General features: G+C 67.0%; 26 protein-coding genes. 9 read left to right on the top strand and 17 right to left on the bottom strand.

The genetic code is table 11. The features are described from left to right. Positions 1-23: 23 nt before the first annotated feature. From rseP to cckA, 9 genes are all read right to left on the bottom strand, one after another. Positions 24-1,163: an RIP metalloprotease RseP gene (gene rseP, locus E6C48_RS02660; RefSeq protein WP_136353692.1), complete on the bottom strand. Its 1,140-nt coding sequence runs from the start codon at positions 1,161-1,163 to the stop codon at positions 24-26. A gap of 112 nt (positions 1,164-1,275) precedes the next feature. Beyond that, positions 1,276-2,100 carry a phosphatidate cytidylyltransferase gene (locus E6C48_RS02655; RefSeq protein ID WP_136353690.1) on the bottom strand — a complete coding sequence of 275 codons (825 nt, stop codon included), beginning with the start codon at positions 2,098-2,100 and terminating at the stop codon, positions 1,276-1,278. A 10-nt stretch (positions 2,101-2,110) separates the two neighbouring features. After that, positions 2,111-2,830 carry an isoprenyl transferase gene (locus E6C48_RS02650; RefSeq protein ID WP_136353688.1) on the bottom strand — a complete coding sequence of 240 codons (720 nt, stop codon included), beginning with the start codon at positions 2,828-2,830 and terminating at the stop codon, positions 2,111-2,113. A gap of 23 nt (positions 2,831-2,853) precedes the next feature. After that, complete coding sequence (frr, locus tag E6C48_RS02645; protein ID WP_136353685.1) at positions 2,854-3,408, bottom strand: ribosome recycling factor; 555 nt, start codon at positions 3,406-3,408, stop codon at positions 2,854-2,856. Positions 3,409-3,465: 57 nt separating this feature from the next. Then, positions 3,466-4,188 carry a UMP kinase gene (gene pyrH, locus E6C48_RS02640; RefSeq protein WP_136353683.1) on the bottom strand — a complete coding sequence of 241 codons (723 nt, stop codon included), beginning with the start codon at positions 4,186-4,188 and terminating at the stop codon, positions 3,466-3,468. Between the two features lie 140 nt (positions 4,189-4,328). Continuing rightward, the gene (gene tsf, locus E6C48_RS02635; protein ID WP_136353681.1) at positions 4,329-5,249 is read right to left on the bottom strand and encodes a translation elongation factor Ts; all 921 of its coding nucleotides are present in this window, start codon (positions 5,247-5,249) and stop codon (positions 4,329-4,331) included. Between the two features lie 209 nt (positions 5,250-5,458). Continuing rightward, the gene (gene rpsB, locus E6C48_RS02630) at positions 5,459-6,259 is read right to left on the bottom strand and encodes a 30S ribosomal protein S2 (RefSeq protein ID WP_136353678.1); all 801 of its coding nucleotides are present in this window, start codon (positions 6,257-6,259) and stop codon (positions 5,459-5,461) included. A gap of 231 nt (positions 6,260-6,490) precedes the next feature. After that, entirely contained in the window at positions 6,491-7,210 is a 720-nt protein-coding gene (locus tag E6C48_RS02625; RefSeq protein WP_136353676.1) for a purine-nucleoside phosphorylase, read from the bottom strand. 102 nt (positions 7,211-7,312) lie between these two features. Next, complete coding sequence (gene cckA, locus E6C48_RS02620) at positions 7,313-9,913, bottom strand: cell cycle histidine kinase CckA (protein ID WP_136354005.1); 2,601 nt, start codon at positions 9,911-9,913, stop codon at positions 7,313-7,315. A 205-nt stretch (positions 9,914-10,118) separates the two neighbouring features. Between cckA and E6C48_RS02615 the strand changes: the two genes are divergently transcribed. Next, complete coding sequence (locus E6C48_RS02615; RefSeq protein WP_136353674.1) at positions 10,119-10,832, top strand: flagellar biosynthetic protein FliO; 714 nt, start codon at positions 10,119-10,121, stop codon at positions 10,830-10,832. A gap of 86 nt (positions 10,833-10,918) precedes the next feature. Here E6C48_RS02615 and dksA read toward each other — a convergent pair whose 3' ends face one another. Further along, a complete protein-coding gene (gene dksA / locus E6C48_RS02610) occupies positions 10,919-11,335 on the bottom strand; it encodes an RNA polymerase-binding protein DksA (protein ID WP_136353672.1) in 417 nt (138 codons plus the stop codon). A 236-nt stretch (positions 11,336-11,571) separates the two neighbouring features. Between dksA and E6C48_RS02605 the strand changes: the two genes are divergently transcribed. The 4 genes from E6C48_RS02605 (at position 11,572) to E6C48_RS02590 (ending at position 15,357) form a co-directional block, all read left to right on the top strand. Next, complete coding sequence (locus tag E6C48_RS02605; protein WP_136353670.1) at positions 11,572-12,075, top strand: SixA phosphatase family protein; 504 nt, start codon at positions 11,572-11,574, stop codon at positions 12,073-12,075. Between the two features lie 75 nt (positions 12,076-12,150). Continuing rightward, positions 12,151-13,632 carry a YcjX family GTP-binding protein gene (locus E6C48_RS02600; RefSeq protein WP_136353668.1) on the top strand — a complete coding sequence of 494 codons (1,482 nt, stop codon included), beginning with the start codon at positions 12,151-12,153 and terminating at the stop codon, positions 13,630-13,632. Then, positions 13,629-14,699, top strand: a complete 1,071-nt coding sequence (locus tag E6C48_RS02595) for a YcjF family protein (protein WP_136353666.1) — start codon at positions 13,629-13,631, stop codon at positions 14,697-14,699. Before E6C48_RS02600 ends, E6C48_RS02595 begins: the two co-directional genes overlap by 4 nt. 109 nt (positions 14,700-14,808) lie before the next feature. Then, the gene (locus E6C48_RS02590) at positions 14,809-15,357 is read left to right on the top strand and encodes a hypothetical protein (protein WP_136353664.1); all 549 of its coding nucleotides are present in this window, start codon (positions 14,809-14,811) and stop codon (positions 15,355-15,357) included. Between the two features lie 90 nt (positions 15,358-15,447). Here E6C48_RS02590 and E6C48_RS02585 read toward each other — a convergent pair whose 3' ends face one another. Then, positions 15,448-15,714, bottom strand: a complete 267-nt coding sequence (locus E6C48_RS02585) for a hypothetical protein (protein ID WP_136353662.1) — start codon at positions 15,712-15,714, stop codon at positions 15,448-15,450. A 232-nt stretch (positions 15,715-15,946) separates the two neighbouring features. Between E6C48_RS02585 and E6C48_RS02580 the strand changes: the two genes are divergently transcribed. Then, positions 15,947-17,788, top strand: coding sequence for a monovalent cation:proton antiporter-2 (CPA2) family protein (locus E6C48_RS02580; protein WP_136353660.1), 1,842 nt, complete (start codon positions 15,947-15,949; stop codon positions 17,786-17,788). Beyond that, a complete protein-coding gene (locus tag E6C48_RS02575) occupies positions 17,785-18,339 on the top strand; it encodes a DUF924 family protein (protein WP_136353658.1) in 555 nt (184 codons plus the stop codon). The genes E6C48_RS02580 and E6C48_RS02575 overlap by 4 nt, the downstream gene beginning before the upstream one ends. A 24-nt stretch (positions 18,340-18,363) precedes the next feature. Here the strand turns inward: E6C48_RS02575 and E6C48_RS02570 are convergent, their stop codons facing one another. Genes E6C48_RS02570 through folP form a run of 4 tightly spaced genes read right to left on the bottom strand, consistent with a single transcriptional unit; the run spans position 18,364 to position 21,293 of the window. Next, complete coding sequence (locus E6C48_RS02570) at positions 18,364-19,557, bottom strand: low temperature requirement protein A (protein WP_136353656.1); 1,194 nt, start codon at positions 19,555-19,557, stop codon at positions 18,364-18,366. Further along, positions 19,554-20,093, bottom strand: a complete 540-nt coding sequence (gene folK / locus E6C48_RS02565) for a 2-amino-4-hydroxy-6-hydroxymethyldihydropteridine diphosphokinase (protein ID WP_136353654.1) — start codon at positions 20,091-20,093, stop codon at positions 19,554-19,556. Before folK ends, E6C48_RS02570 begins: the two co-directional genes overlap by 4 nt. After that, positions 20,077-20,442 carry a dihydroneopterin aldolase gene (gene folB / locus E6C48_RS02560; protein ID WP_136353652.1) on the bottom strand — a complete coding sequence of 122 codons (366 nt, stop codon included), beginning with the start codon at positions 20,440-20,442 and terminating at the stop codon, positions 20,077-20,079. Before folB ends, folK begins: the two co-directional genes overlap by 17 nt. Beyond that, complete coding sequence (folP, locus tag E6C48_RS02555; protein WP_136353650.1) at positions 20,439-21,293, bottom strand: dihydropteroate synthase; 855 nt, start codon at positions 21,291-21,293, stop codon at positions 20,439-20,441. The genes folB and folP overlap by 4 nt, the downstream gene beginning before the upstream one ends. A gap of 96 nt (positions 21,294-21,389) precedes the next feature. Here folP and E6C48_RS02550 point away from each other — a divergent pair, with 96 nt between their 5' ends. Both E6C48_RS02550 and E6C48_RS02545 read left to right on the top strand, forming a co-directional pair. Then, positions 21,390-22,004, top strand: a complete 615-nt coding sequence (locus E6C48_RS02550) for a DUF922 domain-containing Zn-dependent protease (RefSeq protein ID WP_136354003.1) — start codon at positions 21,390-21,392, stop codon at positions 22,002-22,004. Positions 22,005-22,254: 250 nt separating this feature from the next. Beyond that, on the top strand, positions 22,255-23,736 hold the full coding sequence (locus E6C48_RS02545) for an MDR family MFS transporter (protein ID WP_136353648.1): 1,482 nt from the start codon (positions 22,255-22,257) through the stop codon (positions 23,734-23,736). Positions 23,737-23,837: 101 nt separating this feature from the next. Here E6C48_RS02545 and E6C48_RS02540 read toward each other — a convergent pair whose 3' ends face one another. Together E6C48_RS02540 and E6C48_RS02535 are read right to left on the bottom strand one after the other, a co-directional pair. After that, on the bottom strand, positions 23,838-24,158 hold the full coding sequence (locus E6C48_RS02540; RefSeq protein ID WP_136353646.1) for a 2Fe-2S iron-sulfur cluster-binding protein: 321 nt from the start codon (positions 24,156-24,158) through the stop codon (positions 23,838-23,840). A 148-nt stretch (positions 24,159-24,306) separates the two neighbouring features. Then, positions 24,307-24,678, bottom strand: a complete 372-nt coding sequence (locus tag E6C48_RS02535; protein WP_407940938.1) for an Hpt domain-containing protein — start codon at positions 24,676-24,678, stop codon at positions 24,307-24,309. Positions 24,679-24,818: the final 140 nt, after the last annotated feature.

Here is a 24,818-nt window from a genome sequence, read left to right as displayed (position 1 = left end):
TGAAGTCGAATTTCTTCATGATTTCAGCACCCAAACAGATCGTTCCAGAAAACGAACCCCATGAAGCCGAGCACCAGCAGGAAACCGGTGCGATACATCGCCTCCATCATCCTTTCCGACACCGGACGCCGGATGACGGCCTCCACCGCGTAGAACAACAGGTGCCCCCCATCCAGCGGTGGAATCGGCAGCAGATTGAGGATGCCGATGCCGACCGACAGCAGCGCGACGAGCTGCACCAGCCACTCGAAACCGAGCTTGGCGGCCTGCCCGGCCATGCCGGCGATCTTCACCGGCCCGCCGAGCTGGCACTTGTCCTCTCGCCCGACGGCGAAGCGCTTCAGGAACTGCCCGGTGCGCTCGATGATATGGCCGGTTTCTTCCACAGCGACGCCGAGCGCCTGGACGGGCGTATAGGTGACGAGGCGCGGCTGGCCGACTTCCTGGTTGTTGACCACGCCGATGATGGCCACCTGCACCTTGTTGCCGAGCGCGTCCTGCTGCTCCATCAGCCTTGGCGTGGCGACGACGGTGACGTCCTTGCCGTCGCGCAGCATGACGAAGGTGATGGCGTCGCCCGCACGGCCCGAGACTAGGCGCTGCACGTCGGCGAAGGTTTCCACCTTCTCGCCGTCGACGCTGACGAACCGGTCGCCGGGCATGATGCCGGCCTCCGCGGCCGGGCTGCCGGCGGTGACCGACGCCACCATCGGTTCCGCCACGTAGCGGCCATAGGCGGCGAACAGGACGGCGAAGACGGCGATGGTGAGCAGGAAGTTGAACAGCGGGCCGGCAAAGACCGTAGCCGCGCGCTTCCAGACCGGCTGGGTGTGGAAAGCCACCTTGCGCTCGGCTTCGCTGAGCCCGGCGGTCTCCGGATCGGTCGGGCTCGACGTGGCGTTCATGTCGCCGACGAACTTCACGTAACCGCCGAGCGGGATGGCGCACAGCTTCCAGCGCGTGCCGTGGCGATCGTTGAAGCCGATCAACTCGGGGCCGAAGCCGATGGAGAAGGCGTTGACGCCGATGCCGCAAGCCCGGCCGACGAGATAGTGGCCCATCTCGTGGACGAACACGACGACCGTCAGCACGAACAGGAACGGCACCAGCGTGCCGATCAGGATTCCCTCAGTGCTCGTGAGGGCATGCAAAAGTTCGTTCACCTGTCGCCCTCGATTGTCCGGATGCCTGCCGTCCGCCTGCCTGCCGTCCGCTTGCCTGAATGTGCCGCCACTGCGGGCAAATCCGTGACGTCGCCTGCCTGCTGCATTGGCGTCAGCCCGCGAACAGGCCGTGCGCCGGATGATCCGCCGAAGCTGCCGCCCAGCCGATGAGGTACAGCGCGAAGGCGGCCGCGACAAGCCCGTCCACCCGGTCCATCACGCCACCGTGACCGGGGATGAGCTGGCTGGAATCCTTGCGGCCGTGGCGGCGCTTCACCCACGATTCGAACAGGTCGCCGGCCTGCGAGACGACAGACAGGATGAGCGCGACGATGCCCAGCCAGGCAAGATTGCCCGCCCCCGCGATCACCGCCAGGACGACACCGGCGACCACGCCGCCGACGGCGCCGCCGAGCGCGCCGCTCCGCGTCTTGCCGGGCGAGATGGACGGCGCCAGTTTCGGCCCGCCGACGGCCCGGCCGACGAAATAGGCGAGGATGTCGGTCGCCCACACCACCGCGAACAGGAACAGGATCGCCAGCAGGCCTGAATGGTCGTCGCCGCGCAGCAGGGCGAGCGAGAGACCGGACAGGCCGGCATAGGCTATGCCGGACGCATCCCAGCGCCCTGCCCCGTCCCGGCGCATCGCAGCCACGATCGCGGCGACGGCCACCAGGGCCACGAGCAGGACGAGCAGCGCCAGTGCCGGCAGGCCGGCGGCAAGGGCCGCGAGAAAGACCAGCATCAGCACGCCCGGCAGGAAATCGAGAGGCTTCAGTTCGCCGCCGAAACGCGCCATGCGCACCCATTCGTAGAAGACCGCGCCGGCGATGAGGACGGCGACGAGGCGGAACGGCACCCCGCCGTACCAGGTCGGCACCAGGATCAGGGCGATCAGCACGACCGCCGAGATGACCCTCACCTGAAGGTTGCTCATGATGATGCGCTCACAGGGCGATGTCCTGCGGGGCCAGCCCGCCGAAGCGGCGTTCGCGGCGGCCGAAGGCATGCAGCGCCTCGGCAAGCTGCTCCGGGCCGAAATCCGGCCAGTAGCAGGGCAGGAAAACGAGTTCGCTGTAGGCCGCCTGCCAGAGCAGGAAATTGGACAGGCGCAATTCGCCGCTGGTGCGGATGACGAGTTCGGGGTCCGGCAGGCCGGCGGTGTCGAGCGCGCCGGCGAAACTGTCGGCGGTGATGGCATCGGCCGCGATGGTGCCGGCGGCGGCAGCTTCGGCGAGCTTGCGCGCGGCGCGCACGATCTCGTCGCGGCCGCCGTAGTTGAAGGCGATGATGAGGTTCAGCGCGCCGTTGCGGGCGGTCAGCGATTCGGCTTCTTCCAATAGCGCGCGGATGTCGGGCTGCAGGCCGTCGCGGTCGCCGATGACGCGCACCCTGACGCCGCTCTGGTGCAGGTCGGCGAGATCGCGGCGGATGAACAGCTTGAGCAGGCCCATCAGATCGCTGACTTCCGACTTCGGCCGCGACCAGTTCTCGGAGGAGAAGGCGTAGACGGTCAGGTGCGAGATACCGAGGCCGGGCGCGGCGCGGACGGTCTTGCGCAACGCCTCGACGCCGGCGCGATGGCCGGCGAGGCGCGGCAGGCCACGGGCCTTCGCCCAGCGCCCGTTTCCGTCCATGATGATCGCGACATGCGCGGGAGTTGCCATCGTTCCGCTTTCGGCAGGTCCGCTCAGACCTGCATGATCTCCGCTTCCTTCTCGGTCAGAAGGCTGTCAATCGTGCTGATGATCTCGTCGGTCAGCTTCTGGACGCGGTCCGCCTGCTTGCGGTGATCGTCCTCGCTGATGTCGCCGTCCTTCTCCGCCTTCTTCAGGAAATCCATGCCGTCGCGGCGCACATGGCGCGCGGCGACGCGGGCGTTCTCGGCATAGGTGTGCGAGATCTTCACCAGTTCCTTGCGCCGCTGCTCGTTGAGTTCCGGCAGCGGAATGCGCAGCGTCGTGCCGTCGACGATCGGATTGAAGCCGAGATTGGATTCGCGGATGGCGCGGTCGACGGCGCCGACCATCGACTTGTCCCACACCGAAACCGAAAGCATGCGTGGCTCCGGCACGGTGACGTTGGCCACCTGGTTGATCGGCATGGCCGAGCCGTAAGCCTGCACCTGGACGGCATCGAGCAGGTTGGAGGATGCGCGGCCGGTGCGCAGCGAGGCCAGGTCGTGCTTGAAGGCGGCAATCGCCCCGTCCATGCGCCGCTTGAGATCGTCGTAGTCGCCAGTCATTCCTGTCTCCCGGCCTGTCGGTCGGCCTTGCTGTCTTTTGTCCGGATCCGCTTCGGATCAATCGTCCGCGACCACCGTGCAGCGGCCGCCGCCTTTCAATATTTCGCCGAAACCGCCTTTTTCGTGGATCGAATAGACGATTATCGGGATGTTGTTTTCGCGCGCAAGGGCAATCGCCGCCGTATCCATGATGGAAAGGCCCCTGGTGATGACTTCGGCATGGCTGATGCGCTCGAAGCGCGTCGCGTTCGGGTCCTTCTTGGGGTCGGCGGAATAGACGCCGTCCACCTGCGTGCCCTTGAACAGGGCGTCCGCGCCGATCTCGGCCGCGCGCAGCGCCGCCGCCGAATCGGTGGTGAAGAAGGGATTGCCGGTGCCGCCGGCGAAAATCACCACCTTGCCCTGGTCCATGTAGGCGGTGGCCTGGCGCTGCGAGAAGCTTTCGCAAATCTCGGGCATGGCGATGGCGGAGAGAACGACGGACTCGACGCCGATCTTGTTGAGCGAAGTGCGCAGTGCCAGCGAATTGATGACGGTGGCGAGCATGCCCATATGGTCGCCGGTCACCCGGTCGCCGCCCTTGGAAGCGACGGCCACGCCGCGGAAGATGTTGCCGCCGCCGATGACGACGCCGACCTCGACACCGAGCGCCCTCGCCTCGGCGATGTCGGCTGCGATGCGGTCGACGACGGAAACGTCGATGCCGAAATGCTGTTCGCCCATCAGGGCTTCGCCCGACGCCTTGAGAAGCACGCGTCGGTAGAGGGGCTTGGCCGTCATCTGGTCCTCGGGATCGTGGCGAAGGCGGCCGGACAAATCGCCCGACGCCGCACGGCGCGTCTCAATGATGATGCGACCCGATACACGAAGGGCGCCGCGATGTCACGCGGCGCCCCTGGTGAAACTGCCTGCGGCAGGGCTTACTTCTTGACCGCCGCCGCGACCTCGGCCGCGAAGTCGGTCTCTTCCTTCTCGATGCCCTCGCCCAGCGCGAAGCGCAGGTAGGCGGTGATCTTGGCCGGGGCGCCGATGTCCTTCTCGGCTTCCTTCAGCGCCTTCTCGACCGTCAGGTCGGGGTTGAGCACGAAGGCCTGCTTCAGAAGCACGACTTCCTCGTAGAACTTGCGCAGGCGGCCTTCGACCATCTTTTCGATGATGTTCTCGGGCTTGCCGGACTGGCGGGCCTGCTCGGAGAAGATCGCCTTCTCGCGCTCGACGGCGGCCGGGTCCAGCGCATCGACGTCCAGCGACAGCGGGTTGGTCGCCGCGACATGCATGGCGACCTGGCGCGCGAAGGCGCTGGCCTTGTGTGCGTCGCCGGCCGTCTCGATGGCGACCAGCACGCCGAGCTTGCCAAGATTGTCGGCCACCGCGTTGTGGATGTAGGTCGCGACCGCGCCCTGCGAGACCGTCAGTTTCTCGGAACGGCGGAAGCCGAGGTTCTCGCCGATGGTGCCGACGGCGTCCTTGATCGTCTCGGTGACGGTCTTGTCGGAGCCGGGATACTTGGCGTTGGCCACCGCCTCGGTCGAACCGTAGGCGAGCGCCACCTTGGCGACGTTGGCGACGATCGCCTGGAAGGCGTCGTTGCGGGCGACGAAGTCGGTCTCGGAGTTGACCTCGACGATGGCCGCCTCGCGCACGCCCGCCTCGACGCCGATCAGGCCCTCGGCCGCGACGCGGCCGGCCTTCTTGTCGGCCTTGGCGATGCCCTTGGCGCGCAGCCAGTCGACCGCCGCCTCCATGTCGCCGTTGGTCTCGGCCAGCGCCGCCTTGCAGTCCATCATGCCGGCGCCCGTCAGGTCGCGCAGTTCTTTGACCTGTGCTGCTGAAATGCTCATTGAATGCCTCTTTGTCTCGAAACGCGCATTTTCCCCGGCAGGGGCTTCAATGCGCGGGCGCACCATCGAAAGCTCGATGATGCGCCGTTGATTCAGGCGGACCGTTCTCTACGCATTTCCGGACGCAAAACCGTTTCACACTTTTGCTGGAAATGCTCTGGCACGCCGTGATTTCAGGAATGTGAAGGCCGGGGCCGGCCTTCGCCTTCTCAGGCTTCCGGCGCCTCGGCGGCCGGGGTCTCGGCGACCGGAGCTTCCTCCAGCGCCGGCTCGGCCGGGGCTTCGGCGGAAGCGCCGATGTCGACGCCCAGCGCACCCTGCTGGCGGGCGATGCCGTCGATGGCGGCCTTGGCGATCAGGTCGCAGTAGAGCTGGATGGCGCGCGCGGCGTCATCGTTGCCGGGGATCGGGAAATCGACCTTGTCCGGATCGCAGTTCGAATCGACGATCGCCACCACCGGGATACCAAGGCGCTTGGCCTCGAGGATGGCGATGGCCTCCTTGTTGGTGTCGATGACGAACATCAGGTCGGGCGTCGAGCCCATGTCCTTGATGCCGCCCAGCGCCTTGTCGAGCTTCTCGCGCTCGCGGTCGAGGTTCAGGCGCTCCTTCTTGGTGAAGCCCTGGGCTTCGCCGCCGGAAAGCAGTTCGTCGAGCTTGCGCAGGCGCTGGATCGAATTGGAGATCGTCTTCCAGTTGGTCAGCATGCCGCCGAGCCAGCGCGAATTGACGTAGTACTGCGCCGAACGCTGCGCGGCGTCCGCCACGATGTCCGAAGCCTGGCGCTTCGTGCCGACGAACAGCACGCGGCCGCCGCGGGCGACGACGTCGGAAACCTGCTTGAGCGCCTGGTGCAGCAGCGGCACCGTCTGCGACAGGTCGATGATGTGGATGTTGTTGCGGGCGCCGTAGATGTAGGGCGCCATCTTCGGGTTCCAGCGATGCGTCTGGTGGCCGAAGTGAACGCCAGCTTCCAGAAGCTGGCGCATGCTGAAGTCGGGCAGAGCCATTCTCATTTCCTTTCCGGTTGACCTCCACGGACACTTGACGATTTCGGCAAACCGGCCTGAAAGCAGAGCTGTTCAGATGGCCTGACCTCACCGCCACCGGAGGTTTCCGCCGGATTTCTCCCGGACAGACACCAAAGTCCGTGTGTGGAATGGGCGCGCATATAGTCTGTTGCGGTGCAAAAGGCAACCCGCCCGCGCCCTTGACCGCCGCCCGCGCAGAACGGCCGCAAGTCAGGACGCGCAGGCGACCTCGAGGGCGAGCCTCGTCATGTCCGTGAAAAGCGCCTGCCGCTCGGCATAGTCGGTTTCCTCGCCGGTGGCGATGTTGTCGACCACCGTGCAGATCGACAGCGCCCGCGCGCCGAAGTGGCCGGCGATGCGGTAGAGCGCGCTGGTCTCCATGTCGACGGCGATGGCGCCGGCCGCCTGCGCCGCGGCGAAGCGGCTGATGCCGGAGCCGCGCGGATGATAGAAGACGTCGCTGCAAACGGTCAGGCCTGCCCGGCAGGCGATGCCGAGTTCCCCGGCCTTTTCGAGCGCCCGGCGCAGAAGATCCGGGTCGGGCCGGCAATCCCGCGCATCGTAGAGGCCGAAGACCTGACCGCTCACCGCATCCTCGCCCCGCACCTCGCTCGAGATCACCAGGCTGCGCAGCGCGGCCGCGCCGGTCAGCCCGCCGCATGTGCCGATGCGGATCAGCGTTCGCGGGCCGAAGTGGTCCAGCAATTCGTGCGTGTAGATCAGGAAAGAGGACGCCCCGATGCCGGTCGTCTGCACGCTGATCGAAGAGCCGCGGAAAGTGCCGGTGAAACCGAGAGCCTCGCGCCGCCGGTTGACGCAGCGCGGCGCCTCCAGAAACGTCTCCGCGATCCATCGGGCGCGCTGCGGGTCTCCCGCCAGCAGCACCGTCCCTGCATAGTCGTCCCTCTCGGCCTCGTTGTGCGGCGTCATCGCACCCCCACGATGCCATCATGACACCACCGGCGCGCGCCAACAATCGTACACCGTGACGAAAGGCTCGTTTTTGGACCTTTCGCGGGGTATCGTGCGCCGTTAGGCCTCCAGCACTTCCTTGACGACGGTGGCGAGTTGCTTGAGCGAGAAGGGTTTCGGCAGGAATCCGAACTGCGCGTCTTCCGGCAGGTTCCTGGCGAACGCATCCTCGGCATAGCCGGAGACGAAGACGAACTTGATGTGCGGCTGGCGCTTGCGCAGCTCGCCGAGCAGCGTCGGTCCGTCCATCTCGGGCATGACGACGTCGGAAACGACGATGTCGATCTTGCCGTCGAGCGAATCGAACACCTCCAGCGCCTCGACGCCGGACGACGCCTCGTGCACGGTGTAGCCGCGCGAGGTCAGCGCGCGCATGCCGCCCATGCGCACCGCGTCCTCGTCCTCGACCAGAAGCACGGTGGCCGAGCCGGAGAGGTCCCGGGCCTCGGCCGGCTTGGGCGCGGGCGCCGCCTCGGCGGGCCGCTCGCCGTCGACCGCCGTCGATCCCGTCTCCGCCGCCTTCTTCGCTTCGGCGATGTGGCGCGGCAGGAAGATGCGGAACGTCGTTCCCTTGCCGACCTCGGAATCGCAGAAGATGAAGCCGCCCGTCTGCTTGATGATGCCGTAGACCATCGACAGGCCGAGGCCGGTGCCCTTGCCCACTTCCTTGGTGGTGAAGAACGGCTCGAAGATCTTCTTCAGCACGTCCGGCGCGATGCCGCTGCCGCTGTCTTCCACCTCGACCAGCACATAGTCTCCCGGCGTCAGCTCGCGATAGGCCGCGAACGTGCCGCTCTCGTCGCCGGGCACGTTGCGCGTGCGCACCGTCAAGTCGCCGCCCGAGGGCATGGCGTCGCGCGCGTTCACCGCCAGGTTCACCACCACCTGCTCGAACTGGCCGATATCGACCTTGACCGGCCACAGGTCGCGACCGTGGTCGATCCTGAGCTTGATGTCGCTGCCGACGAGCCGCGCCAAGAGCATGCGCAGGTCCGCCAGAACGTCGGTCAGGGTGAGCACCTCCGGCCGCAGCGTCTGCTTGCGCGAGAAGGCCAGTAACTGCCGCACGAGCGAGGCCGCGCGATTGGCGTTCTGCTTGATGTTCATGATGTCCGGGAAGGACGGATCGGACGGCCGGTGGTTGGTCAGGAGCAGGTCGGACGCCATGATGATGGCGGTCAGCACGTTGTTGAAGTCGTGCGCGATGCCGCCGGCGAGTTGCCCCACCGCCTGCATCTTCTGGCTCTGCGCCATCTGGCCTTCCAGCGCCTTCTGCTCGGTCGTGTCCACCGCGTAGACGATGGCCGCCTCCTCCGCCCCCTCCCCGCCGGTGCCGTCGGCGATGGCGTTGACGTAGAAGCGGATATGCCGCTCCTCGTTGTCGGGCAGGACGGTATCGATGGGCGCGATGTCGGCCTGCCGTTGGCTGGCCTTTTCGAGCGCCGCCGCGAAAGCCGGGCGGTCGCGCTCGTGGATGACGGTGTCGAAGCGGACCTTGCGGTCCACCGCGTCACGGTCCACCACCGGCCCGAACAGCGACAGGAACGGCGCGTTGGTGCGCAGGATGCGGCCGTCGTGGTCGACGCCGGCGATCGCCATCGGCGTCGAGTTGAAGAAGCGCGTGAAGCGCACCTCAGAGGCGCGCAGGTCGGCAGAGGCGTCCTCGCCCTGCGTGCGGTTGAGCACGATGGTGCGCGTCGGGCCGCTCGATCCCTCGCGGCTCGCCGTCAGCCGGTGCATGAAGCGCACCGGCAGCATCTTGCCGGAAGTCGTGGTGAGATCGAGGTCGATCACGGCGTTGCGCGTCGTGCCGGGATCGGCCTTCACCGAACGGACCAGCGCCATGCCGTCACCGGCGACGATTTCGGAAAGCGTGATGGCGCCCGGCGTGAAGGAGGCGAGGTCGATGCCCAGCCATTCCGCCAGCGTGGCGTTGATATAGGTGACGCGGCCTTCCTGGTCGGCCGAGAAGAACCCCGCCGGCGCGTGGTCGAGGTGGTCGATGGCCTTCTGTAGGTCGAGGAAGAAACGCTCCTGCTCGGCCCGCTCGTCGGAAATGTCGGCGAGCTGCCATGCCAGCAGCGGCTGGCGCTGGCCGGGTACCTTGAAGGTGCGCGCCCGCGTCCGATACCAGCGCGCACCGGACTCGGCGCCGGGGCGGATCGAATGCGCGAGGCGGAATTCGCCATCGCCGGGTTGGCCGTCGCGCAGGCCCGACGCCAGCCTGTCGATGGTCGCCGCCGCTTCCGGCACGTCCGACAGCAGGCCCTCGACGGTCCTCAGGTCGGCGGCGGAAGCCGCGCCCGTCATCTCGGCATAGGCGCGGTTGGCATAGACCACCCGGCCCTTGGCGTCGGTGACGAGCAATCCCTGCGCCATGGAATCGACGAACGCCTTGGAAAGGTCGTCACCCGACGAACGCGGCGAGAACTGCAGGAAGCCGATGGCCGTGGCGAACAGGAAGCCGACGCCGATCATCGCCAGCACGCCCAGCATGCCCAGCAGGAACGGATCGCCGAAGCGCTCGCGGAAGATGCCGAACACGATCGCCGCAGCCGTGAGGACGACGATGAAGATCACCAGCCTGGTCACCGCGCCGGGCCGCGTATTGTGATCGACGATCGGCACCGGGTAGAAATCGCCGCGCGTTTCCCTGGCCATCTGCCCCCTGCTCACGATTCCACTGTCCCGCCGGCAGCGGTTGAATCATATTCTCCCGACGGGGAAAAGGCCCAGCCGGCGTTTGTCCGCCGAAAAGCGGCCTCCAGCGGTGGACATATGCCCGCACCGGGCAAAGGCAACTTGCGATATCAGCTTTGTGCGGTCTAGTCTGCCCGCGGGTTCGATGGCGGGTTGGGGGAAGGTGATGCTGAACTGGTTGAACGACGTGGCGGGCCCCAATTACGCGCCGGCGATCCTGTGGACCTTCGCCGCCCTCCTTCTGCTGATCTGCGTGCTCGTCGTCATCCGCCTGATTCGCGGCCTGACCTTCGGCACCTTCGTCGCCGGCGGCCGCAACCGCAAGACGCGGCTGGCGGTGATGGACGCCACGGCGGTCGACAGCCACCGCAGGCTGGTTCTGATACGGCGCGACGACATCGAGCACCTTCTTTTGATCGGCGGGCCGACGGACGTGGTGGTCGAGCGCGATATCCGCCTGTCTGCGTCGCGCCGCCCATCGCTGTCGGGCGACGCTCACGCGCAGCATCCCGCCCCCGCTCCAAGGCCGCAACCGGCGCCGCCGCCGCAACCTGTCCGGCAGGCGCCGCGCCAGCAGCCGCCTTCCCCGCCGCACGCCTCTCCTGCGCATGCTTCCGTCACGCCGATCCGCGAGGCGATGCCGCGCCCCGCGCCGCTGCGCCCGGTTCCCACGCCGCCCGCCCATACGCCGCCGCACGGCGCTGCCGCGCACCCGAAAGCGGCGCCCCAGGACGATATCGACGATGCGTTGATGAGCGAACTCGAAGTGTCTCTCGATGAGGCACACGCCGCCGCAGCCAAGCCCGCCGCCGGCAAGCAGGACACGCTTGACGACGAGATGACCAAGCTGCTCGGCGAACTTGCCAGCCACAAGCGCTGAGCCAGTAGCTAAAGAGAGAGCGGCCAAACGCCGACCGCGCAAGGGGAATTCCCCTGTGCGCTACCCGCTATAGCCTGCTCGCGTGCTCAGTCGTCGCGATAGACCTTTTCGCGGCGCTCGTGGCGCTCCTGCGCCTCGATGGACAGCGTCGCGATCGGACGCGCATCCAGCCGCTTCAGCGAGATCGGCTCGCCGGTCTCTTCGCAATAACCGTAGGTGCCCTCATCCAGCCTCTGCAGTGCCGAATCGATCTTGGAGATCAGCTTGCGCTGGCGATCGCGCGCCCGCAGTTCGATGGCGCGGTCGGTTTCCGACGACGCCCTGTCTGCAAGATCGGGATGGTTCGCGTTTTCCTGCTGGAGGATTTCGAGCGTCTCGCGCGCCTCTCGCAGGATGTCTGTCTTCCAGACGACCAGCTTCTGCCTGAAGTAGGACTTCTGCCGCTCGTTCATGAACGGCTCGTCTTCTGAGGGTACGTAATCGGAAGCTATGATTTCGCTCATTCGACTCACCCGACAACCCCAAAATTTGGCGCCTATATATTCGCCGTCAATCGTTGGCACAAGCGCAAACGGCAACAGGTCCACGCATTTGTCGGGACCGCCGCAGGCGCCGTTTCGGCCCTCGCCGGCGGTCGTTTCGAGCAGGTCAGCCATGCACGGCCGACATTGCGCAAAGCCGCCCCGCCCGCTAATTCTGCCGGCGCGGGGCGAGCGCCCGACTGTCGGAAGGAGGCCGGGTGAAAAGGCTGTATCTGCTCAGGCATGCCAAGGCCGGATGGGCGATGCCCGGCATACGCGACTTCGACCGCCCGCTGGACGAAGTCGGGCGCGCCGATGCGGAAGCGACCGGGATGGCGATGGCCGCGGCCGGCTATGTGCCCGACCTGACGCTCTGTTCCAATGCTCTCAGGGCGCGCGAAACGCTCGAGGGAATTGCCGGCAACGCCGATATCGGCCGCGTGCTTTTCTTCGACCAACTCTACACCGAGGACGCGACCGGCTATCTCGCACTCATCCGCGAGCACGGCAGCTTCGGCTCGCTGCTGGTCATCGGCCATAACCCGATGATGGAGGACCTTGCCATGGCCGTCGCCGGCGACGGCGAGCAGGAAGCGCGCGACGCGCTGGCCAGCGGCTTTCCTACCTCCGGCCTCGCCGTGGTCCGTTTCGACGACGGCCTCGACGAAGCCACGACCGGCACCGGCTATCTGGAAGCCTTCCTGACCCCGGCCGCCGGCTGAACTGTTCCAAAGCCGCCGCGCAGTCCCTATATCGGGAGGCCTTCATTCCGGAGGTCCCGCGCGAAAGGCCCCGACTTGGCATCATCGCTGACCACCATCACCGACGAGGCGCGCATAGCCCTCGACACGCTGTCGGGCCGCGCCGCCGGCCTGTTTTCCGCCCCCTCGGTGCGGCTCGGCGTCACCGGCCTGTCGCGCGCCGGCAAGACAGTGTTCATCTCCGCCCTTGTCCACAACCTCGTCCACGGCGGACGCCTGCCGCTGTTCGAGGCGCAGAAATCGGGACGCATCGCGCGCGCCGTGCTGGAGCACCAGCCGGACGACGCCGTGCCGCGCTTCCAGTACGAGGACCACATCGCCGCCCTGGTCAAGGACCGTATCTGGCCGGACTCCACCCGCGCCATCTCGGAACTGCGCCTCACCATCGAATACGAATCGGCATCGGCCTGGAACCGCATGTTCTCGGCGGGAAAACTGTCGGTGGACATCGTCGACTATCCCGGCGAATGGCTGCTCGACCTGCCGCTGCTCGGCAAATCCTTCGCCGACTTCTCGCGCGAGGCCTTCGAGATGGCCGAACTGCCGGTGCGCGCCGATCTGTCGCGCGAGTGGCGCGCGCTGGCGGCGGAAGCCGCGCCGGACGCCGACGCCGACGAAATGACCGCACGTCGCCTTGCCGAGAGCTTTTCCGCCTATCTCAAGGCCTGCAAGGCCGACGAGCGGGCGCTGTCGACGCTGCCGCCCGGCCGCTTCCTGATGCCGGGCGATCTGGACGGCTCGCCGGCGCTGACCTTCGCGCCGCTGCAAAACCTGACGGGAGAGCGGCCCCGCGCCGGTTCGCTGGCGGCGATGATGGAGCGCCGCTACGAAGCCTACAAGACGCATGTCGTGAAACCCTTCTTTCGCGACCACATCGCCCGGCTCGACCGCCAGATCGTGCTCATCGACGCCTTGCAGGCGCTGAACGCCGGGCCGGCGGCAATGGCAGACCTGGAGCGTTCCGTCACCGAAATCCTCGCCTGCTTCCGACCCGGTCGCGGCAACGTGCTGACCGACCTGTTCTCGCGCCGCATCGACCGCATTCTCGTCGCCGCCACCAAGGCCGATCACCTTCATCACGAAAGCCACGACCGCCTGCAGGCCATCGTGCGGCGGCTGGCCGACCGCGCCATCGCGCGGGCCAATTTCTCCGGCGCGGCCGTCGACGTGGTAGCCATGGCGGCGGTGCGGGCGACCCGCGAGGGCACCGTCAAGCAGGGCAAGGAGACGCTGCCCGTCATCATCGGCACGCCGCTGGCGGGCGAGACCATCGACGGCGAAACTTTCGACGGCAAGACGGAAACGGCCATATTTCCCGGTGACTTGCCGGAGGACATCAATGCGGTTTTCGAACAACCGGAACTGGCTTCGAAGCCTGCCGCGATGGATGCGCCGGTGCGCTTCGTGCGCTTCCGGCCGCCGAAGCTTGAGCGCACCGCCGAGGGGGTGACGCTGTCGCTGCCGCACATCAGGCTCGACCGGGCGCTGCAATTCCTGATCGGAGATCGCCTGGCATGACCCGCAAGCCCGCCGCCTTCCGCATCGAGCCCGAAGCCGACGACCGGCGGGAGCCGAAGGGAACGACCCCGGCCGCACCGCGCAGGCCCCGCTCCGTTGCGAAGGCCGTCGTTACGCCGGCCGAAATCGACGTCTTCGACGAGCCGGACCTTGTCGCCGCCGAACCGCCGCCGGCGGCAGCACCACGCCGGCGTTCGTGGCTGGGCTCGATCTTCTTCAGTGCCCTCGGCATCCTGGTATCCCTCGCCGTCGGCCTGTGGATGGACCGTCTTATCCGCGACCTGTTCGAGCGCGAGGCGTGGCTCGGCTGGTTCGCCGCCGCGGTTGCCGGCATCGCCGTGCTGGCGCTTATCGTCATCCTGTTGCGCGAATTCATCGCCATCGGGCGGCTGGCAGAGGTTGAGAAGCTGCAAGGCAGGGCGCTGGATGCGATTGCCCGCGACGATCCCAAGGCCGCGCGCGCCGTGGTCGACGAACTGTCCGCCTTCGTCTCGGCCAAGCCGCAGACCGCCGCCGGACGCCGCGCGCTGGCGGACCTGCGCGGCGAGATCATCGACGGCGGCGACCTCGTGCGGCTGGCCGAAACGGAAATCCTCGGACCTCTCGATACCGAGGCCAAACAGATGGTGCTGGACGCGGCCAAGCGCGTGTCGCTGGTCACCGCCGTCAGCCCGCGCGCGCTGGTCGACGTCGCCTATGTGGTGTTCGAGGCCGGCCGGCTGATCCGCCGCCTGTCGGAACTCTACGGCGGCCGCCCCGGCACGCTCGGCTTCTTCCGGCTGGCGCGCAGCGTGCTGGCGCATCTGGCCGTTACCGGCTCGATCGCCGTCGGCGACAGCTTCGTCCAGCAGATCGTCGGCCACGGTCTCGCCGCCAGGCTCTCAGCCAAGCTCGGCGAGGGCGTCGTCAACGGCATGATGACGGCGCGCATCGGTATCGCGGCGATGGAGACGGCGCGTCCCCTGCCCTTTACCGCGCTGAGACGGCCCGGCATGGGCGATTTCCTGTCCGCGCTGACCAAATTCGCCTCGGCCAGGGCGTCCGGCAAAAGCGCCGCCGCCGATTGACGGCAACGCGAATTCCCGGCATTGCAGGGGCCGAGGTGACGAAGCATTAACCAATATTCTTCATGGTCGGGCCAGTCTCCTCCAGCGTTACCATTGCCGGGTGTCGTTTATGAAAAGAGTGGTTCTGTCCGCCCTGTTGCCTGCCGCGATCGTCGCTTCGGCCGGCATTGCTACGACAGCGTTCGCCGCCGAGAAGGATCAGTCCTTCTTCCAGTCCGTCGAGGGCAAATGGGTCGGCCCCGGCGAGATCGTCGCCGGCAAGTACAAGGGCACGAAATTCACCTGCAACTTCACCGGCTCGACGCCTGATGGCAAGATCGGCATGACGCTGGACGGCGGCTGCCGCGTCGGCGTCTTCACCCAGCCGATGTCGGCCACCGTCGAACGCAAGGGCCGCAACGGCTATCGCGGCTCCTTCATGGGCGGCTCGAAGGGCTCCGGCCTCGACATCATTTCCGGCAACGTCGTCGACGGCCGCAAGGTCGTCTTCGCCATCAACCGCAAGCAGCTCAACGGTGTCATGCAGGCGCGCGTGCCGGACGGCAATTCGATGATCGTCACCGTCTCGGTCCGTGTCGACAAGCAGATGGTGCCGGTGATCGGCATGAACCTGAAGCGCGTCGACGCCTCGGAAGTCGGCGCCATCGCCAAGAACTGACGGCAGCGGCAAGGCTCTGCCCTCCGCGCATGAAAAAGGCGACCGCCGCGAGGCCGTCGCCTTTGCCGTTTCGGGTCTACAGCAAGTGTGTCAGCCCTTCACCGCCGCGATCACCTCGTCATAGGCCTTGCAGGCCTCGGCCGCGGTCGTGGCGCCCTGATACTTCGACGTGACGTCCTGCACCTTCGCGGTCAGTTCCGCCGCCTTGGCCGGATCCTTGGTCACCGCCTCCTGCAATGCGGTCGTCAGTTCCTGCGCCTTCTTGGTCAATTCCTCCGTCGTGCATTCGGGGGCCTTGGAACAGGCCGAGCCCGCAAGAGCGGCCAGCCCCACGGCGATCAACAGAAATTTCTTCATCAAAATCATCCTTTACGGTGGAATGCGATCAACATTGCGATGGAATCCCCCGCCACCGACGATCGAGCCTCTATCGGCAGCCCCGGCCGCCTGCAACTCACACGCGAGATTTAACGGTTACGCGCGTTACATCCTTATGACATCGGCCGCTCGCTCGCCGCGCGCCTTGTTATGGCGGGGGCGATGGCCCTATGTTCAGGCGCGATCCACCCTCCCAGCCCGGAACCAACCTATGGCCGTAGAGGCTTCCAGCAGCGATCTCGTCCAGGTGGTGGCGCTTCTGGCCGCCGGCGTCGTCGCCGTCCCCATCTTCAAGCGCATAGGCCTCGGCTCGATCCTCGGCTATCTGGCCGCCGGACTGGTGATCGGCCCGTTCGGGCTGCGCATCTTTTCCGACCCGGAAGCGATCCTGCACGTCGCCGAACTCGGCGTCGTCATGTTCCTGTTCATCATCGGGCTGGAAATGCAGCCGTCGCGGCTGTGGGGCCTGCGCCGCGAAATCTTCGGCCTCGGCACCTTGCAGGTGGCGATCTGCGCCCTGCTCCTCACCGGCGCCGGCTTCGCCGGCGGCTTCCCCGTCGCCCAGGCCTTCGTCGCCGGGGCCGGTTTCGTGCTCACCTCGACCGCCATCGTCATGCAGTTGCTGGAGGAGCGCGGAGAGATCGCCGTGCCGAAGGGACAGAAGATCGTCTCGATCCTTCTCTTCGAGGACCTGATGATCGTGCCGCTGCTCGCGCTCGTCGCCTTCCTGGCGCCCGGCGGCGGCGAAACCATGCTTGCGGAACGGTTGCAGGAGGTCGGCATCGGCATCGCCGCCATCGTCGGTCTCGTCTTCGCCGGGCGCTATCTGCTGAACCCGCTGTTCCGCGTGCTTGCCGATTCGCAGGCCCGCGAGGTGATGACCGCGGCCGCCCTGCTGGTCGTGCTGGGATCGGCGCTCGCCATGCAGCTTTCCGGCCTGTCGATGGCCATGGGCGCCTTCCTCGCCGGCGTGCTGCTTTCCGAATCGACCTTCCGGCACCAGCTGGAAGCCGACATCGAGCCCTTCCGCGGCATCCTGCTCGGCCTGTTCTTCCTCGCCGTCGGCATGTCGCTGGACCTTTCCATCGTCGCGGCCAACTGGCGGCTGATCGCCGTCTACGTCGTCGCCTACATGGTCGCCAAGGCGGTCGGCATCTATGCCGTGGCGCGTTTTTTGAAGGCGCAGCACCGGGAGGCGCTGGAGCGCGCCGTCTACATGGCGCAGGGCGGCGAATTCGCCTTCGTGCTCTATTCCTCGGCCATGGCCGTCGGCCTCATCGACGGCGCCGCCAACGCCCAGCTCACCGCCATCGTCATCATCTCCATGGTGCTGACGCCGCTGGCCATCGTCGGCTTGCGCTGGTTCGCCCCGCGCGACCAGCTTTCGCTGGAAGGCGTCGATGTCGCCGACGGCCTGACCGGATCGGTGCTCATCATCGGCTTCGGCCGCTTCGGCCAGATCGCCAGCCAGCCGCTCATCCTGCGCGGCGTCGACGTCTCCATCATCGACAACGACGTCGAGATGATCCAGGCCGCCGCCAATTTCGGCTTCAAGGTCTACTACGGCGACGGCACCCGCCTCGACATCCTGCATGCCGCCGGCGCGGGCGGCACACGCGCCGTGCTGATCTGCGTCGACAAGGCCGAGACGGCCGTGCGCATCGCCGAACTGGTCAAGTCGGAATTCCCGCTGGCGACGGTGCTGGCACGCGCCTTCGACCGCGGCACCGCGCTGCAACTGGTCCATGCCGGCGTCGACTACCAGTTGCGCGAGACGTTTGAATCGGCGCTGGTGTTCGGTGGCTCGACACTGGAGGCACTCGGCGTCGACCCGGACGAGATCGTCGACGTCATAGAAGACGTCCGCCGCCGCGACGCCGCCCGCTTCGAGGTGCAGTTGGCCGGCGATATCCGCGACGGCCGCAACTTCCTGAAAGGCAACATCGCGACGCCGGTGCCCGCGCCCGTCACGACGCCCCGGCAGCCGGGCCGCGCGCTCAACGAGGAAACCGCCGGCGTGCTCGGCAGACAACAGACGGAGCCTGGAACATGACAGCCACCATCGACGCCCGCGCCCTTGCCGTCACCCGCTTCTGGCGGGAGGCGGGGCCGGACGCGTGGTTCCGCAAGGACGACGCCTTCGACGCCGATTTCCGCACCCGGTTCCTCGACCTGCACTATGCGGCGGCACGGCGCGAACTGGATGACTGGGCCGATCATCCCGAAGGCGCGCTGGCGCTGATGATCCTGCTCGACCAGTTCCCCCGCAACTGCTTTCGCGGCACCGGCCACATGTTCGCGACCGACCCGCTCGCCCGCCACCTTGCCGAAAAGGTGGTCGGCGCCGGCCACGACATGGCGCTGGAGGACGCCCTGCGCGCCTTCATCTACCTGCCCTTCGAGCATTCCGAAGCGATGGCTGACCAGGAACGCTCGGTGGCCCTGTTCTCGGAACGGGCGCCGCAGAGCTACATGCCCTACGCCATCGAGCATCGCGACATCATCGCCCGTTTCGGCCGCTTCCCCCACCGCAATGCGGCGCTCGGGCGCGAAACGACGGCAGAGGAGCGGGCCTTCCTCCAGGACGGCGGCTTTGCCGGTTGATCCGGCGTTCGGGACCGGCCGAACTCAGGCCTTGTGCGCGGCGCGGCTTTCGCCCAGGCGCTGTTCCCAATAGGCGATGCCGAACAGGATGACGGTCGTGGCGATGCTGAGCGGCAAGGGCTCGGCATAGGGGCCGACCAGCCCGACGAGCAGCAGCAGCGCCAGTCCGACGAGGTGCGACAGGGGCACCATGCCCGACGTGACCTTCTTGAACATGAGGTTGCCGAAGACGTAGAGCGCCGGGCCGCCGACAAGGGTGAGAATGGTCGCAAGGTCGGCATGGTGGCCGTCCGGATGCGCCACCGTCAGTTCGTCGGCGACGGCGGTGACGATGATGCCGCCGACCAGCAGCACCGGCAGGTAGGTGTAGGCGATGCGCGCGATACGGCCGGGATCGTCGGAGACCTCGATGCGATGGCGGCCGGTCTCGGCGCCGACGTTGAAATAGAGCCACCACATGGCGACCGAGGCGCCGAACGAGGCGAGGAATGCCAGCACGACGCCAGTATTCAGTTCGACTTCGGCGAGCGTCGCGCCCATCACCACCACGGATTCGCCGAGCGCGATGATGATGAAGGCGGCACTGCGTTCGGCCATGTGACCGCCGTCGATGTCCCAGTCGGTGGTCGGCGTGGCGCCGAGCCAGGGCGTCCAGAAACGCAGCGACGGCGAAATGTATTCCAGCACGAGGGCAACGATCCACAAGGCGAAGCGCGCCTCGCCTTCGGCCAGCGCGCCGGCGATCCAGAAGACGCCCGAAAGCACCAGCCAGGCCAGGATGCGGCACATATTGTGGTAGTTCGGCCGATCATGCGGACGGAAGGCCCATGCGGTGAAGGCGGTGCGGCCCACCTGCATGAACACATAGGCGCCGGCGAACATGAGGCCGCGTTCGGTGAATGCCTCGGGGATGGAGGTGGAGAGCACAAGGCCCGCCAGCATCAGCACGAACAGCATGAACTTGACCGGCCCGCGCTGCGGATCCATCCAGTTGGTGACCCAGGCGGTGTAGACCCACACCCACCACACCGCCATCAGCAGGAAAGCCGCCTGGAACGCGCCGAGCAGCGTCAGGTTGTTGAGCAGCCCGTGCGAGATCTGGGTCACGGCAAAGACGAAGACGAGGTCGAAGAACAGTTCGACGAACTCGACTTTCGCCTCGCCGCCGGGCAAGCGCTTGCGGCTCAGGTCTTCACGCGCGCCGAGTTTGGTGCTCATGCCTTTGCCCCGTCCCCTTCCGCTCCAAGCTGCCACCAATCGCGCCCCGAAGGCAATCGCTCGATGCCGGCGGCGTCGAGGGCGGCGAGGCGGTCTGCGGCGGGGGCGCCCTTCACCGTCAGGCCAGGGGCGATCTCGGCCAGCGGCGCCAGCACGAAGGCACGCTCTGCCATGCGCGGATGCGGGATTTCCAGCCCGGATTCGTGAATTTCACGGTCGCCGAACATCAGGATATCGATGTCGATCAGCCGCGGCCCCCAGCGCTCGGCGCGCACGCGCTTGAGCCGGCGTTCGGCCTCCAGGCAAAGGTCCAGCAGCCCGCGCGGGTCTCGACCGGTCGAAAGCCTGGCCGCCGCATTGAGGAAATCCGGCTGGTCGGTCTTGCCCCATGGCGGCGTGCGGTAGAGCGAGGAGACCGCGACCACCTCTGTGGTTGCGTCGGCGTCGAGCATGCGCAGCGCCGCTCCCATCGAAGCCGCCGGGTCGCCCAGATTGCCGCCGAGGCTGAGATAGACGGTGCTATTGCGGCCAGACAACGTTCACCTCGACGTAGTCGAGCACGCCGCGCACGGGCGCGTTCGGCTTGCGGACGGTGATCGAGGCCTTCCTGATCTCTGGAAAGCGCGCCGCGAGCGCCTTGGCGACTTCCAGCGCCAGTGCCTCGATGAGGAAGCGGCGCTTGCCGGTGACGATCGCCTCGATGACGCCGAAGGCGACGCCGTAGTCGACGGTGCTGTCGATGGAATCGGCTTCCAGCGAGGCAGCAGGCTCGACCGTCAGTTCGGCATCGACGTAAAAACGCTGGCCAAGCGCCTCCTCTTCGTCCAGCACGCCGTGCCGGGCAAAGAAGGCGCAGTTCTTCATGCGGATCGTGTAGGTGGTCATGGTGTGTTCCGGCGGGCGGCCTCCAGGGCGAGCATAGCATCGGCGACGGCCAGCGCGTCCACGTTGATTGCGACATCGTGGACGCGAAACAGATGCGCCCCCTTGAGCCGCAGGATGACGCTGGTGGCGGCCGTGCCCGCTGCGCGGTCCGCCGCCTCGCGGCCGGTGACGGTGCCGATGAAGCGCTTCCTCGACGTGCCGGCCATGAGCGGGAAGCCCAGCCCGTGCAGCTCATCGAAGCGCGCCATTAGCTCGAGGTTGATTTCGGCCGTCTCCTTGGCGAAGCCGAATCCGGCGTCGAGCACGATGCAGTCGTCCGGCACGCCGGCCTGCCGGGCGATTTCCAGCGACTTGCCGAGAAACATCGTCTGGTCGGCGATGACGTCGGCGAGCACGTCGCGCTCCCGCCCCGTATGCATGATGACCAGCCCGGCGCCGGTTTCGGCGGCGACCGCGGCGATGCCGGGCTCGCGCTGGAGGCCCCAGACGTCGTTGACGATATGGGCGCCGGCCGCCACCGCCAGCCGCGCCGTCTCGGCCCTGAACGTGTCGACCGAAATCAGCGCCCTGCCCTCGTCCGCCAGCTGCTCGATGACCGGCAGCACGCGCCGCTGCTCCTCGCCGGCGGTGATCGGCTGGGCGCCGGGTCTCGTCGATTCGCCGCCGACATCGATGATCGCCGCGCCCTCGTCGATCATGCGCCGGGCCTGCTCGAACGCCTTCTGCGGCGCGTCGAACAGGCCGCCGTCGGAAAAGCTGTCCGGCGTGACGTTGAGGATGCCCATGACGACGGCCTTGGCGCCGAGGTCGAGATGGCGCCCGTGCGCCAGTTGCCATCGTCTCATCGTGATTGCCGGTCAGTCTCGTGGTGACCGATTTGCGTTGCACCGGCGACGGCCGTAACGCAAGGTGCGTTCAGGTCGTAATGGCGATTTAGCGGCAACATGATGATGCGTTTCCTGGTTTGCGCCCTGATATCCGCCTGCATGGCCGTTCCGGCCGGCGCGGCGAATCTGGTCAAGACATACGCCTATTACACCATTCACGGCCGCACGCTGGACGACATCCAGCATGAACTGGCGCGACGCGGCCCGACGGTGAAGACCACCGGCCTGCGCCATCCCGGCGCCACGCGCATGGCCTTCAACACCCGCATCGGCTACGCCGACCAGCCCGGCTCCTGCCGCATCGTCTCGGCCGTGGTGACCGTCAAGGCGCGTGTCATCCTGCCGCGCTGGCGCCAGCGCGGGCGCACCGACCGCGACGTCCGCATCTTCTGGGACACGCTGGCCGCCGACATCAAGCGCCACGAGGAGCGCCATGTCGAGATCGCCAAGAACCATGGGCGCCAGTTGGAGCAGGCGCTTCTGACCATCGACCGGCAGGACAACTGCAAGGATGCGGCGGCCAAGGCGAAGGACGTCACCGCCCGCATCCTCGCCAGCCACGACCGGGCGCAGGTGCAGTTCGACAAGGTCGAGGGCATCAACTTCGAAAGCCGCATCCTGCGGCTGCTGCACTACCGCATGGAGCGCATCGAGGCCGGCAAGCTGCCGGGTTGATCCCGGCCGCGAACGGTAACAATTTCGGCTGTACCCGCCGTCGTGTCTCGACACCGGCCCCGCGTTTCTGCTAGGTCGCGCCCGCTGTTTTCAGGAAACGCACGCCGGTTGGTAGTCCGGCAATCCCGCCTGCGGGATCCGAAGCCCGCCACGGTGCGCGGCCCACAGCCGGGTTGGAACGAATGCGTCCTGTCGATTCGCGGCCGGTTCGCGCGACGTCGTTCCAGATGGAAACATGCAGGAAACAGCCATGGACCGGATCGTACAGGACCAGAATGCCGCCACCGGCCGAACGCCGCTGAGCGAGGGCGAAAAGAACACCATCATCGCCGGCGTGCTCCTGTCGATGCTGCTCGCCGCACTCGACCAGGCCATCGTGGCGCCGGCCATGCCGACCATCGGCGCAGCCCTCGGCCATGCCAGCTACCTGCCTTGGATCGTCACCGGCTATCTCTTGACCGCGACGGCGATGGCGCCGCTCTACGGCCGCATCTCCGACGTCTACGGCCGCCGGCCGACCATGTATGCGGCGATCCTGATCTTCCTCGCCGGCTCGCTCATCAGCGCGCTCGCCACCAACATGCTGGTCCTCGTCGTCGGCCGCGCCGTGCAAGGCATCGGCGGCGGCGGGCTGTTCGCGCTGACGCAGACCGTCATCGGCGACCTCGTGCCGCCGAAGGAGCGGGCGCGCTATGCGGCCTGGATCTCCGGCACCTGGGCTGTCGCCTCGATCGCCGGCCCCCTGCTCGGCGGCATCTTCGCCGAACACCTCCACTGGTCGCTGATCTTCTGGATCAACCTGCCGCTGGGCGCGCTCGCCATGCTTATCATCAACAACCCGCTGAAGAAGCTGCCGGTGGCGGCCAGGGACCACAGCATCGACGGTTTGGGGGCGACCGTGCTCGTCGTGGCGACCTCGTTGCTGCTGCTGGCCCTCAACTGGGGCGGCAGCACCTATTCGTGGTCGTCGCCGCAGATTCTTGGCCTGCTGGCGGCCTCGGCGCTGTCATGGGCGCTTTTCGCCGCCCGCCTGCTGCACGCGGCCGAACCGCTGATCTCGCTGGAGGTGCTGTCGAACCGCATCGTGCTCGCCGGCACGCTTTCCATGTTCCTGCTGCAGGCGGCCAGCATCGGTCTTTCCGTCTACCTGCCCGTCTACCTGCAGGCGGTCCTCGGCCTGACGGCGGGCGAGTCCGGCATGGCGATGCTGGGATTGCTGCTCGGCACCGTGGCCGGCGCGACGACCAGCGGCAAGCTGGTCCCGCGGTTCGTCCACTACAAGCGCATCGCCCTGATCGGCATCGCCTTCGGCGTCGTCTGCCTCGGCCTGTTCGCCCATCTTGCCGGCAGCGCGTCGCTGACGGTGGTGGAGGTGTTGACCACGCTGATCGGCTTCGGCATCGGCACGTCGTTCCCGGTCGCCACCGTCTCCGTGCAGAACGCCGTCGACCACGCGCATCTGGGCGTCGCCACCGGCGTGCTGACCTTCCTGCGTTCGCTGGGCGGCGCGCTCGGCGTCGCCGCCCTCGGCACCATCGCGCTCAGTCGCCACCTGCCGCTGGCCGGCGAAGGCATGGCCACCGGCGCCGCTCAGGTCACGGAAGGAAACGCCTTCGGCGTGATCTTCCTGTCTGCCGCGGCGATGCTGGCCGGCTCGTTCCTGATCCTGTGCCTGATGCCGGAAAAGCCGTTGCGCGGCGGCGCCCCGGTCGAAGCCCCGATGGTGGAATAGGTCTTAGATCGCCGTGCGTTCATTCGGACGCACAAAGGACGATCTAAATTATTGGGCATCGGAATCACCGAAAACCGGATTCCACTTTTCGGTCCGATGCTCTAGCCCTGCCGCTCGGGCACCCTGACGACCAGACCGTCGAGTTCGTCGCGCACCTTGATCTGGCATGACAGGCGCGAATTGGGCTGCACCTCGTAGGCGAAGTCCAGCATGTCTTCTTCCATCGCTTCCGGCTCGCCCACGACGTCGGTCCATTCCGGATCGACATAGACATGGCAGGTCGCGCAGGCGCAGGCACCGCCGCACTCCGCCTCGATGCCGGGCACCGCGTTGCGGATGGCGTTTTCCATCACGGTCGAGCCGTTTTCAGCCTCGACATCGAAGCGCGTGCCGTCGAAGGCGATATAAGTCAGCTTGGTCATGCGTCACCTGAAGGGGAATTGCAGCCGAGATAATGGCTCTGCGCGACAAGTCAACTGCGGCGCAAAACCGCCCTGTGATGACGCATTTTTCGGAAAGCGGTTCAATCGGCCACGAAGCGGCGATGCGCTGGCCTTGCCGGATCGGGCGCTAGCGGCTGATGGCTGCGACGAAATCGCGGACGCTGTCGATCAGCCCGCCGAGGCGCCTCACCGCGCGGCCGTCCTGCGGATCGCGCTCGATCTCGGCCGCGCAGTCGGCGACGGCGAAGGCGCCGATGCCGCGCGCGGCCCCCTTCAGCCCATGTGCCAAAAAAAGACGCCGCTTGGCGTCCGCCGCCGCGATTTCATCGCGCACCGACAGCGCCTGCTGCACGAACAGGCCGAGCACCTCGCGCTCGAGGTCGCGGTCGCCCATCGTCTGGCGGGCAAGGTGGACGAGGTCCACGGGCCGGCCTGGCGACTGGCCGCAGGCTTCCCCGCCAGGCATCGAGAACGCCACGTCCGCTTGCTTACGCACCATCGTCTGCTCCTGCCGGACCATCGAAAACAAGGGCTTGAGGCTAGTTCGATCCGGTGGACGGCGGGTTAACGGCAGAACGTGAAAAATGTTGGGCGACAGGCCTTCAGCTCACGCTTCCGTTAACCTTATATTTAAAGTTT

The sequence above is a fragment of the Ollibium composti genome, assembly GCF_004801285.1.
Taxonomy (GTDB): Bacteria; Pseudomonadota; Alphaproteobacteria; order Rhizobiales; family Rhizobiaceae; genus Mesorhizobium; species Mesorhizobium composti.
The sequence above is the reverse complement of the archived record's forward strand: the minus strand, read 5'-3'. Positions and strand labels throughout refer to the sequence as shown.

Coding starts and splice junctions, on each gene's coding strand:
- E6C48_RS02655 (WP_136353690.1), bottom strand. CDS start 2,100: ATGAGCAACCTTCAGGTGAGGGTCATCTCGGCGGTCGTGCTGATCGCC.
- E6C48_RS02650 (WP_136353688.1), bottom strand. CDS start 2,830: ATGGCAACTCCCGCGCATGTCGCGATCATCATGGACGGAAACGGGCGC.
- frr (WP_136353685.1), bottom strand. CDS start 3,408: ATGACTGGCGACTACGACGATCTCAAGCGGCGCATGGACGGGGCGATT.
- pyrH (WP_136353683.1), bottom strand. CDS start 4,188: ATGACGGCCAAGCCCCTCTACCGACGCGTGCTTCTCAAGGCGTCGGGC.
- tsf (WP_136353681.1), bottom strand. CDS start 5,249: ATGAGCATTTCAGCAGCACAGGTCAAAGAACTGCGCGACCTGACGGGC.
- rpsB (WP_136353678.1), bottom strand. CDS start 6,259: ATGGCTCTGCCCGACTTCAGCATGCGCCAGCTTCTGGAAGCTGGCGTT.
- E6C48_RS02625 (WP_136353676.1), bottom strand. CDS start 7,210: ATGACGCCGCACAACGAGGCCGAGAGGGACGACTATGCAGGGACGGTG.
- cckA (WP_136354005.1), bottom strand. CDS start 9,913: ATGGCCAGGGAAACGCGCGGCGATTTCTACCCGGTGCCGATCGTCGAT.
- E6C48_RS02615 (WP_136353674.1), top strand. CDS start 10,119: ATGCTGAACTGGTTGAACGACGTGGCGGGCCCCAATTACGCGCCGGCG.
- dksA (WP_136353672.1), bottom strand. CDS start 11,335: ATGAGCGAAATCATAGCTTCCGATTACGTACCCTCAGAAGACGAGCCG.
- E6C48_RS02595 (WP_136353666.1), top strand. CDS start 13,629: ATGACCCGCAAGCCCGCCGCCTTCCGCATCGAGCCCGAAGCCGACGAC.
- E6C48_RS02590 (WP_136353664.1), top strand. CDS start 14,809: ATGAAAAGAGTGGTTCTGTCCGCCCTGTTGCCTGCCGCGATCGTCGCT.
- E6C48_RS02585 (WP_136353662.1), bottom strand. CDS start 15,714: ATGAAGAAATTTCTGTTGATCGCCGTGGGGCTGGCCGCTCTTGCGGGC.
- E6C48_RS02580 (WP_136353660.1), top strand. CDS start 15,947: ATGGCCGTAGAGGCTTCCAGCAGCGATCTCGTCCAGGTGGTGGCGCTT.
- E6C48_RS02575 (WP_136353658.1), top strand. CDS start 17,785: ATGACAGCCACCATCGACGCCCGCGCCCTTGCCGTCACCCGCTTCTGG.
- E6C48_RS02570 (WP_136353656.1), bottom strand. CDS start 19,557: ATGAGCACCAAACTCGGCGCGCGTGAAGACCTGAGCCGCAAGCGCTTG.
- folB (WP_136353652.1), bottom strand. CDS start 20,442: ATGACCACCTACACGATCCGCATGAAGAACTGCGCCTTCTTTGCCCGG.
- E6C48_RS02550 (WP_136354003.1), top strand. CDS start 21,390: ATGATGCGTTTCCTGGTTTGCGCCCTGATATCCGCCTGCATGGCCGTT.
- E6C48_RS02545 (WP_136353648.1), top strand. CDS start 22,255: ATGGACCGGATCGTACAGGACCAGAATGCCGCCACCGGCCGAACGCCG.
- E6C48_RS02540 (WP_136353646.1), bottom strand. CDS start 24,158: ATGACCAAGCTGACTTATATCGCCTTCGACGGCACGCGCTTCGATGTC.
- E6C48_RS02535 (WP_407940938.1), bottom strand. CDS start 24,678: ATGGTGCGTAAGCAAGCGGACGTGGCGTTCTCGATGCCTGGCGGGGAA.